This is a genomic window from Carnobacterium sp. (assembly GCF_032094055.1).
Taxonomy (GTDB): Bacteria; Bacillota; Bacilli; order Lactobacillales; family Carnobacteriaceae; genus Carnobacterium_A.
The window spans coordinates 3773-6551 of the sequence record NZ_DAMDAK010000005.1; the positions used below are offsets into that span (position 1 = coordinate 3773).

Here is a 2779-nt window from a genome sequence, read left to right on the forward strand (position 1 = left end):
CATTCTGTTTCTCGCCTAGTAGGAGCTCCTCCAGGTTATGTAGGTTACGAAGAAGGCGGACAACTAACTGAAGCGATCCGCCGTAATCCATACAGTATTGTATTGCTGGATGAAATTGAAAAAGCTCATCCAGATGTGTTCAATATCTTATTACAAGTGTTAGATGACGGACGTTTGACTGATGGAAAAGGACGAATAGTAGATTTTAAAAATACTGTTCTCATTATGACCAGTAATTTAGGTTCATCTATATTATTAGAAGGAACGGATCAAAATGGCCAGATTGAAGAATCGGTTAAAGAACAAGTCATGTCCTTGCTCACTACTCATTTTAAACCAGAATTTTTAAACCGTATTGACGATACCGTCTTATTTGCTCCGCTTAGTCTTGAAGTTGTGAAAAAGATCATCTTAAAATTAACGCATGATTTGGCTGAGCGATTAGCAGACCAAGAAATTGAGCTGACTATTTCAGAAGAAGCCCAAACTTGGATAGCACAAAACGCATATGATCCAATGTATGGTGCTCGACCATTAAAACGTTATTTAACTAAAGCAATTGAGACACCACTTGCAAGAGAAATCATTGCTGGAAACATATTGCCAAACACAAAAGTTACAATTGCCTCGAAACAAGGAGAGCTGGCCTTTGATTACCAGCCGATAGAGGAATAAAAAAATAAAAAGCCTTCTTATAATTAAGATAAGAGGGCTTTTTATTTTTTATTCATTTGTAGTATTTGCGTGGACAGTTTTTGGGAGAACTTGTCCGATCAACAGAACAACAACTGCTGAAATCAGCCCAATAAGGGTAGCAGTCATAAAATCATAGGTACTACCTGTTAATGAACTGCCAATGTAATTAATGGCTTGTCCGATACAAAAACCCCAAAACAAAGTTACAAAATATTTCATTAGTTCAACACCTCTCCTCGTACAAGTTAATTTTATCACGTTTAATCAGATTGTAAAGCAAGAACGATAAAAAGAGGCCTGAAACAGTTTGCGAATTACTAAGGGATAAGGTTATAATAAAAGAGATGGAATCAGAATGGAGTGACCAAAATGTCTTTTGTACATTTGCAAGTCATTAGTGCCTACAGTTTATTAAAAAGCACAATATCAATTGAGCAACTAGTAGTAACAGCTAAAGAACGTGGCTATACGGCTATAGCATTGACCGATCATAATGTTATGTACGGTGCTGTAGATTTTTATAAAGCGTGTAAAAAACACGGCATCAAACCAATCATTGGAATGGTTTTAGCATTTGAAGGGGCAGTAGATAAGCAGCAGGATTATTCGCTTGTGTTGCTGGCTAAGAATGCAGCGGGATATAAGAATCTAATGAAACTATCTAGTGAAAAAATGCTGGAGAAAACGAACAAATTAAACATTGAACAGATAAAAAAACACAGCAAAGACCTAATAGCTGTCACACCAGGAATGGATGGCGAAGTGGAATCACTTCTGTTAAAAGAAGAAATGGATCAAGCTCAAGCAGCAGCAGCAGCTTACCGATCTGTTTTTGAAAAAGAAAACTTTTTCCTTGGCATACAATTGCAGCCGGAATTAGTACCTATTCAAGAAAATGTGATAAGTTTAGCCAAACAACTGCAAATCCCAACTGTAGCTTTAGGAGATATCCGCTATTTAGATCCAGCAGACGATTTTAGCACCAAGGTCTTAAGAGCAATTGATTCTGGTGAAAAGATTTCGTTAACCTCATCTCCAACTATGGAAGGACCTTACAGCTTACCTAACAGCGAACAAGTAGAAGCTCAATTTAAAGAAGCTGGTTTGCAGAAAGCTGTTGAAGAGACTGTGAAAATCGCAGAAATGACACATATGGATATTGAATTGCACCAGCAGCTCTTGCCTAAGTACCCATTACCCACTCAAACGGGCACAAAACGGTACTTAGAAGAACGTTGTTTTGAAGGTTTGGAGCAAAGAAAACCCAATTCTGTTCAAGAATACCAAGATCGGCTTAATTATGAATTAAGCGTTATTCATAAAATGGGGTTTGAAGATTATTTTCTGATTGTCTGGGACTTAATGGCCTATGCTCACCAAGTAAATATTGTCACAGGTGCCGGTAGGGGATCTGCAGCTGGTTCTTTAGTTGCCTATGTTTTGGGTATCACAGACGTAGACCCAATAGAGTATGACTTATTATTTGAGAGGTTTTTAAATGAAGAGCGCTATACGATGCCGGACATAGACTTAGATTTTCCAGATAACCGGCGTGAAGAAATGCTGCAATATGTAAAAACAAAATATGGCCAAGAACACGTCGCTCAAATTGCTACTTTTGGAACGTTAGCAGCAAAAATGGCTTTGCGCGATGTTGCTCGTGTATTTGAACTGAGCCAAGCTGAAGCCGGTACTTGGTCGAATGCGATTCCCAAAATAGCCGGTATCACATTGCAATCGGCTTACCAACAATCGAAAGAATTAAGAGAATTAGTACAAAAGAGTGAAAAGAACCAACTGCTGTTTGAAACTGCAAAAAAAATTGAAGGATTACCCAGACATGTTTCTACTCATGCAGCTGGAGTCGTGATCAGCGACCAACCTTTAAATCAGTATCTTCCATTGCAACAAGGCAGCGGATCTATTTATTTAACGCAATATGCAATGGGCAATGTAGAGGAAATTGGGTTATTAAAAATCGATTTTTTAGGGTTGAAAAACTTATCGATTATTGATCATACACTAAAGCTCATCAAACGTGAAAAAAAGATAGAACTCGATTTGCTGTCTATCCCTATGGATG

At 37.9% G+C, this 2779-nt stretch carries 3 protein-coding genes; 2 read left to right on the forward strand and 1 reads right to left on the reverse strand.

Going from position 1 to position 2779, the window contains the following annotated elements; translation table 11 throughout:
• Positions 1-675, forward strand: a 675-nt coding sequence (locus RT405_RS01470; RefSeq protein ID WP_313466960.1) for an AAA family ATPase, incomplete at its 5' end; no start/stop codon positions are given.
• 48 nt (positions 676-723) lie between these two features.
• Here the strand turns inward: RT405_RS01470 and RT405_RS01475 are convergent.
• Positions 724-915 carry a YjzD family protein gene (locus RT405_RS01475; RefSeq protein WP_035028421.1) on the reverse strand — a complete coding sequence of 64 codons (192 nt, stop codon included), beginning with the start codon at positions 913-915 and terminating at the stop codon, positions 724-726.
• Between the two features lie 150 nt (positions 916-1065).
• Between RT405_RS01475 and dnaE the strand changes: the two genes are divergently transcribed.
• Positions 1066-2779 (forward strand): DNA polymerase III subunit alpha (gene dnaE, locus RT405_RS01480; protein ID WP_313466963.1); only part of this gene is annotated, 1714 nt, incomplete at its 3' end.

Bases quoted from the DNA above. Each gene is read 5' to 3' on its own strand.
- RT405_RS01475 (WP_035028421.1), bottom strand. From the start codon at position 915: ATGAAATATTTTGTAACTTTGTTTTGGGGTTTTTGTATCGGACAAGCC.